The following is a 6,734-nucleotide window of genomic DNA, read 5'->3' as shown; positions in this document are numbered from 1 at the left end:
TAGGATGCCTGGGCGCCGTATCCGGTGGCCGCGTATGCCGACACGTACGAGGCGAGTTCGGCGGCTTCGGGAAGCGTCATCTCGGAGGCGAGGCCGGCCAGCACGGTTCCCATGAAGGAATCGCCGCAGCCGGTGGTGTCCACCGCGTCGACCCGCACCGGGGCGATGCGGTGGACAGGCTCGTCGGCGGTCGCGTCGAGCACCACGGAGCCGTCGCCGCCCAGCGTCACGATCGCCTGTTCGAAGCCGAACGCCCGCATTTCGTCGAGCACGTGACGCCAATCGAAACCGTCCCAATCGTCGTCCTCCGGCTCGTCGATGCCCAGCAGCTGCGCCATCTCATGCTCGTTGACGAGCAGGATGTCGGCGGCTTGCACGAGTTCGGCCGGCAGCGACGGGACGAACGGGGAGTCGTTCAGCAGCACCTTCACGCCCGCTTCGTGGCACATGCGCGCGGCTGCGGTGACGGTTTCCATCGGACTTTCCAGACACAGGCCGAGCACGGTGGACCCCACAAGGGCGTCGCGCACGGATTCCACGTATTCGACGGTAACCTGCGCGTTGGAGCCGGGCGAGTACACGATGGTGTTCTCGCCATTGGCGTCGACGGTGATGACGGTGGTGCCGGATGGCCCGTCCGCGCGGCGCACATGCGCGGTGTCCACGCCGGCGTCGGCAAGCGCGCCAAGCAGGAGGTCGGCGTTGCCGTCGGTGCCGACGGCGCCGAACATCCGCACGGTGGCGCCGATGCGTGCGGCGGCCGCCGCCTGGTTGCCGGATTTGCCGCCGGGCAGCAGCCGCAGCGGACCGCCGGTGATGGTCTCCCCCGGTCCCGGCAGCCGTCGTGCGGTGACGGTGTAATCCACGTTCATGGATCCGATCACGGATACGGTTCCGTGGATGCGGTCCAGTGCGGAGAGGATTTCGGTCGCGCTCATCTTGTGCCTTCCTTTGTTTGTCACACTTGCCTTATGCGAATGCGCAACGGCGCGTTCGCTTGATTGTCATCGGGTCATCGGTCGACGGCGGTCTTCCGACCCGTCACTTGGCCGCCTTCTCGGTTTCGACCGCGTGGTTGCCTTCGTAGATCTTCTTCCTGAAGCAGAAGAACACGATCAGGCCCAGCAGCGCGGTGGCGCCTGCGATCAGCATCAGGTTGGAGTAGTTCGCGGCCGTGCCGGTGGCTCCGGTGATGGAGCCGCCGCCGAGGGCGTTGGATCCGAGCAGGCTGCCGATGATGGCGATGCCGATGGACGGGGACACGTTCATGGCCAGGTCGTTCATGCCGACGCCACGGCCGGATTCGTCCTTTTCGATGGTTCCCAGCACGGTGGAGACGATCGGGGAGTACATCATGCCGCAGCCGGCGTAGAACACGCACGCCCACAAGGTCAGCACCACGAAGCCCGCGTTGATGCAGAACGCGGCGCCGGTCCATCCGACGAACATGAGGGTGCCTGCGGTCACCAGACCGGCTTTGATGCCGATCCTGCGGATGATCATGCCGGAGCAGGTGCCCACCACGGCCGCGACCACGAAGGCCCACACGATGTGCAGGGAGACCTGGGTGGTGGTCATGTGGTAGAGGTTCGTGCCGATGGCGTTGAAGATCGGGCTCAGGGCGTAGTTCACGAAGTAGAACACGAGGATCAGGCTGATGGCCCGCAACCAGCGGGTGTTCCTGAAGAACGCCGGCGTGATGAACGGGTTGGCGGCCTTGTTGATGTAGACGCCGAACGCCACGTACAGCACGACGGACACGACGAGCATCCACCAGGCCATGTAGGAGAAGAACAGCGTCAGGAACGCGGTGGCGAAGCCGAAGATCACGAAGCCGAGGGCGTCGACCTTCTGGCCGTTGCCGCTCTTGGACGGCAAGGTCTTGAGCAGGATCGGCAGGAACAGGATGGTGACGGACGGAATCAGGAACAGGAACTGCCACGCGATGGAGCTGAGTATGCCTGCGGCGAACACGCCGATAGACGCGGAAAGCTGGTACGCGGCGGTGAACAGGCCGAAGAAAATCACCTTCAGATCGTTGCGCAGGTACTTGGTGGCCACCACCAGGAAGGCGGAGCCGGCCACCTGCTCGCCCGCGGTCTGCAGCACGCGCGCGATGATGACGGTCCACAGGTTCGCGGCGAAGAAGTAGTTGGCCACGAAACCGAAGATGGATCCGACGAACAGGGTGACGAGGCCGACGGTGACGAGTCTGCGCAGGGAGACGAAGTCGCCGAGGGAACCGTAGATGAAGCACACGATGCCGAGGACGATGCTCGGGAACGCGGTGATGAGCGAGGCCTGGTTCGGCGCGCCGACATCGGTGCCGACCTGCTGGAACACGAGGTTGAAGCCTTGCAGGCACAGGGTGCCGAGCACGAAGGTGATGAGCAGCGGAATCAGGGCGCGGATGGCCATCTTGTTGCTGGTCACCGGGTCGTCGAACGGGTCGACGGCCGCCGTGGTGCCGTTGGTTTTGCTGGTAGTCATGGAAATCTCCTCTTGCCTTTGCTTTCGGGTCACTCGGCCTTGGCCGCGAGACCGGAGATGCGGGTCATGAATTCGTTGAGGAAGCGGGGCACGTCGACGCCGACGGCCACCTTCATGGTCTTGTTCGGATCGTTCAGACGGGTTTCGTCGCCGATGGTGCGGCCGCGGGTCGGTCCTTCCACATCAACTTTCATGTTGATGTCGAGTGTGGCGACCAGTGTCGGATCGACCGCCACGCCGACGGCGAGCGGATCGTGCAGGCCGCATCCGCCCAGATGCGGGGATGTGGTCTCGTAGGCCTTGATGTAGAAGTCGGTCATGTCGGCGAGGAACCTGCCGGCCTTGGTGCCGAGGTCGCGCCACTGCCGGGTCTCCTTGTAGGTGAGCAGGGTCTGCAGGGTGACGTCGAGGCCGACCATGGTGGTCGGGGTTCCGGAACGGAACAGGTAGTCGGCGGCTTCCGGGTCCTGGGAGATGTTGGCTTCCATGCAGGCGTTGACGTTGCCGGGCACGGTGAGTGCGCCGCCCATGAGCACGATGCGGCCGATCTCGTCCTTGATCTCCGGAGCCTTCTTGAGCGCGGCTTCGATGTTGGTCATCGGGCCGGTGGGCACGTAGATGAGGTCCTTGCCGTAGGTTTTGACGGCGTCGATGATGAAATCGACGGCGGATTCGGTTTCGACGGAGCGGTTGGAGTCCGGAATCTCGACGTCGCCGATGCCGTTCTTGCCGTGGATGAACGCGGAGACGGGCAGCACTTCGAAGTGGTCGGTGGTGCTGGAGTGCGGAAGTCCTTGGTAGACCTTGACTTCGGGGTGCCCGAGCAGGTCGGTGATGGCCAACGAGTTGCGCACGCCCTGTTCGACGAGCACATTGCCGTAGGTGCCGGTGATGCCGATGAGTTCGACTTCCGGGCTGCCCAGGGCATAGGAGATGGCGAGGGCGTCGTCGACGCCGGTGTCCAGATCGAGAATCAGCTTCTTCATGAGTGTTGCCTTTCGTCATTGACGGGCCCGACAACGGCCCGCCTCCACACGTTCCATTGTCGCCAGTTTTTTCCGCGATTATCGAGCACATCCTCGTTTTCGCTGTCAACATTCATGATAAAACGCTTTATCAAAGAAAGCAAAACCGCCATTACAGCGTGTTGCAAGAATTTTTCCGCCATCCGCTATGCGAGGGACGCTCGCACCAATTTCGGCACAAGCACCTCGACCTGCGGATCGGCGAGCCACGGCCGTCCGTTCCCCGATTCCACCCGCACAGTCGAGCCCATCCGCCCCTGGAGCGTTCTCCAGCAGGCCGAAGCGAGGTCGGTCACGCTCTGCTCGATCGTGGTCATCTGCCAATCCAACCCGAATCGTTTCAGAATGTTGTCGTACCCGATCACCCTCACATCCCCGGGCACATGCAGACCGCGCTCGGCCATACGGTGGCGGAAACCCAACGCCATCACGTCGTTGCAGCAGAACACCGCGGTCGCGCCGGAATCGATGATCCGGTCCGCGGCGCGGTACCCGCCGTCGAAACGATAATCGCCCTCGATGCAAAGCGAGGGATCGAACGTCTCCCCCGCCCGCTCGACGGCGTCCACGAAGCCGCGAAGCCGATCGTCCGCCCCCGTCTCCGCGGTGCCGCCGGTGACGACGCCGATGCGTTCATGCCCCTCGTCCAGCAGATAGCGCGCGGCCAGGCGCCCACCCAGATAATTGTCGAAACCGACCGCATCGCACCATCCGCATCGCACCAGACGGTCGATGAGCACCACCGGGCAGGGCGTGCGGCGCACATCCTTTTCCAGTTCGGCGCCGGAACCGTCCGCGCAGGACTCCCGCGCGGGAATCAGCATCACGCCGTCCACGCCGCGCGACGCCAACCGCTGCATCAAATCATGTTCGGCGACACGCGAATCGTCGGAATTGGCGACGATCAGCGAATACCCCTGCGCCGCGCATTCGTCCTCCACGCATTTCGCCAACGCCGCGAAGAACAGGTTCTCGATGTCCGGCACGATAAGCGCGACGAGTTTGGATTGCCTGGTGACCAGGCTCCGCGCGTTCTGGTTCGGCACATAGTTCAACCGCCGCGCGGCCTTCGCGATGGCCTCGCGCTTCGCCGCCGACACCCTCGCGGGGCGCCTGTTCAGCACCAGGGAAACGGTCGTCACGGACACGCCCGCCTCCGCGGCAACATCCTTCAGCGTCGCCCTATGAGCCATCGAACCCCCTTAAAACGTTTCACCTACCAGCATAAAGGTCGCGCGACCGCAACGCACACAACGTCATGCATGCGGATAATTTTCTTTCATAGCGGAAAATCATCGTCTCTTTTACCCACCAACAACGGTTTGCAGAAATATTTTTTATATACTCGCGGAGTCTTATTGATATCCAAGGAAAGCCGAAGAGAAGAAGTTGCAGAAGAACGACGCCAAGCAAAGACGCTCCATCGCGGCGATCGCCGTAGGCGCGGTGACCGCGATCATTCTGGCTGCGGTGGCCATCATCGCCGTGGAAAGCAGGAAGGAGCTGACGCAGGCGGCCCGCGACACCTGCGCATTGAACGCCAAAGCGCTCGCCGTGCATCGCAGAAGCCTCGACAAGGCGCGCGAAGAGGCACGCGAAGCCGCGCGATACACCATCGACGATGTAGCGAACGGGTCCACGTTGGAAACATTGAAGGACGCGATGCGGCTCGCGGAGGATCTGGACGACGCGCCCACCTGCCCGTCCGGCGGCAGAGTCGGCGATTTCACCAAGGCCACGAACGACATCGAAGCCTATGCCGACGATCTGCGCAACATCACCAACGAATTGGACGCCGCGGCCAAATCGGTGGTCGACAGCCATGAGCTTAAAATCAGTTCGGGAAAGTAGCGCAGGCGCACATGGACGGCGCACCGGCAACGAAGGCTACATGCCCTGCGCCCGGTAGCGCGCTTCGGTGGCGGCCTTGGAAGCCACCCACCATTCGCGGTGGTTCGCATACCAGTCAATGGTGGCGCGCAGACCCGATTCGAAATTCGTATGCATAGGCTTCCAACCAAGCTCCGCATGCAGTTTGGATGCGTCGATGGCGTAGCGCCGATCGTGCCCCGGCCGGTCGCGCGTCCAATCAAAGGCGTCCTCCGGCTGGCCCATGAGCCGCAGGATCATGCGCAGCACCGCGATGTTGCTCATTTCGCCGTTCGCGCCAATCAGATACGTCTCGCCGATGCGCCCGCGCGTCAGAATCTCCCACACGGCGGACGAATGGTCCTCCGTATGAATCCAGTCGCGCACGTTCTCCCCCGTGCCGTACAGTTTCGGCCGGATGCCTTCGAGGATGGACGTGATCTGCCGGGGAATGAACTTCTCCACATGCTGGTAAGGCCCGTAGTTGTTGGAGCAGTTGGAGATGGTGGCACGCAGGCCGTACGTGCGCACCCACGCGCGCACCAAGTGGTCGGACGCCGCCTTCGAAGCGCTGTACGGACTCGACGGCCGGTATGGCGAGCGCTCGCTGAAGCGCGCCGGATCGTCCAACGCGAGGTCGCCGTACACCTCGTCGGTGCTGATGTGATGGAACCGCACATCGTGCCTCCGCGCAGCCTCCAGCAGCCGCATGGTGCCTTCCACATTCGTGCGGATGAACGGTTCCGGATCGGCGATGGAATTGTCGTTGTGCGATTCGGCGGCGAAATGCACGATGGCATCATGTCCGGGCACGACGCGTTCCAGCAACGCGGCGTCGCAGATGTCGCCCACGACCAGTTCGACCCGGGATTCCGGCAATCCGGCGATGTTCTCGGGATTGCCCGCATAGGTGAGCTTGTCCAGCACCGTGACATGCACGTCCGGATGGTTCCGCGCCACATACCGCACGAAATTCGCGCCGATGAACCCACATCCGCCAGTCACCAGAATATTTCGCGGCTCGAAAACGCCGCTGTTCGCCGCCATATTGCTCACCCCTTCAGCATAGCGTCCGGCACCCGACACACACCCAGCGCATGCCCAGCATAGGTATGCATAGACATATAGCATTTACGCTATACTCAAGTATATGAGCATCATCGAAGAACTAAGACAGCAACGGAGCCGACTTGGACTCAGCCAAACCCAAGTGGCGGCAACGATGGGCACCACCCAATCGGCCCTCTCGCGTGCGGAGCGCGGCGGCAATCCCACACAGGATTTCCTGCAACGCTACAGCGATGCGCTGCAAGCGCTCGCCAGTGCGACAGATGGCGCCGCGAAAAATTC

Annotated in this window: 7 protein-coding genes; 2 read left to right on the top strand and 5 right to left on the bottom strand. The window is 62.9% G+C overall.

The genetic code is table 11. The features are described 5' to 3' along the window. The 4 genes from B3C64_RS01235 to B3C64_RS01220 form a co-directional block, all read right to left on the bottom strand. Nucleotides 1-938 (bottom strand): ribokinase (locus tag B3C64_RS01235; protein WP_291533166.1); only part of this gene is annotated, 938 nt, incomplete at its 3' end. 103 nt (nucleotides 939-1,041) lie between these two features. Further along, nucleotides 1,042-2,490 carry an MFS transporter gene (locus B3C64_RS01230; RefSeq protein WP_291533164.1) on the bottom strand — a complete coding sequence of 483 codons (1,449 nt, stop codon included), beginning with the start codon at nucleotides 2,488-2,490 and terminating at the stop codon, nucleotides 1,042-1,044. Nucleotides 2,491-2,519: 29 nt separating this feature from the next. Then, entirely contained in the window at nucleotides 2,520-3,476 is a 957-nt protein-coding gene (locus B3C64_RS01225; RefSeq protein ID WP_291533162.1) for a nucleoside hydrolase, read from the bottom strand. 185 nt (nucleotides 3,477-3,661) lie between these two features. Beyond that, nucleotides 3,662-4,708 (bottom strand): LacI family DNA-binding transcriptional regulator, encoded by a 1,047-nt coding sequence (locus B3C64_RS01220; protein ID WP_291533160.1) that lies wholly within the window; start codon nucleotides 4,706-4,708, stop codon nucleotides 3,662-3,664. Nucleotides 4,709-4,904: 196 nt separating this feature from the next. On the opposite strand from B3C64_RS01220, the gene B3C64_RS01215 reads away from it, so the two are divergent. Then, entirely contained in the window at nucleotides 4,905-5,366 is a 462-nt protein-coding gene (locus B3C64_RS01215; RefSeq protein WP_291533159.1) for a hypothetical protein, read from the top strand. A 36-nt stretch (nucleotides 5,367-5,402) separates the two neighbouring features. Here the strand turns inward: B3C64_RS01215 and rfbB are convergent, their stop codons facing one another. Continuing rightward, entirely contained in the window at nucleotides 5,403-6,431 is a 1,029-nt protein-coding gene (gene rfbB, locus B3C64_RS01210) for a dTDP-glucose 4,6-dehydratase (protein ID WP_291533157.1), read from the bottom strand. Nucleotides 6,432-6,534: 103 nt separating this feature from the next. Here rfbB and B3C64_RS01205 point away from each other — a divergent pair. Next, nucleotides 6,535-6,734, top strand: a 200-nt coding sequence (locus B3C64_RS01205; protein WP_291533155.1) for a helix-turn-helix domain-containing protein, incomplete at its 3' end; no start/stop codon positions are given.

Origin of the sequence: Bifidobacterium sp. UBA6881 (genome assembly GCA_002451435.1) — a bacterium.
Taxonomy (GTDB): Bacteria; Actinomycetota; Actinomycetes; order Actinomycetales; family Bifidobacteriaceae; genus Bifidobacterium.
This window is presented reverse-complemented; position numbering and strand designations above follow the sequence as displayed.

Excerpts from the sequence above, each read along its gene's own strand:
- B3C64_RS01230 (WP_291533164.1), bottom strand. The coding sequence starts at position 2,490 with ATGACTACCAGCAAAACCAACGGCACCACGGCGGCCGTCGACCCGTTC.
- B3C64_RS01220 (WP_291533160.1), bottom strand. The coding sequence starts at position 4,708 with ATGGCTCATAGGGCGACGCTGAAGGATGTTGCCGCGGAGGCGGGCGTG.
- rfbB (WP_291533157.1), bottom strand. The coding sequence starts at position 6,431 with ATGGCGGCGAACAGCGGCGTTTTCGAGCCGCGAAATATTCTGGTGACT.
- B3C64_RS01225 (WP_291533162.1), bottom strand. The coding sequence starts at position 3,476 with ATGAAGAAGCTGATTCTCGATCTGGACACCGGCGTCGACGACGCCCTC.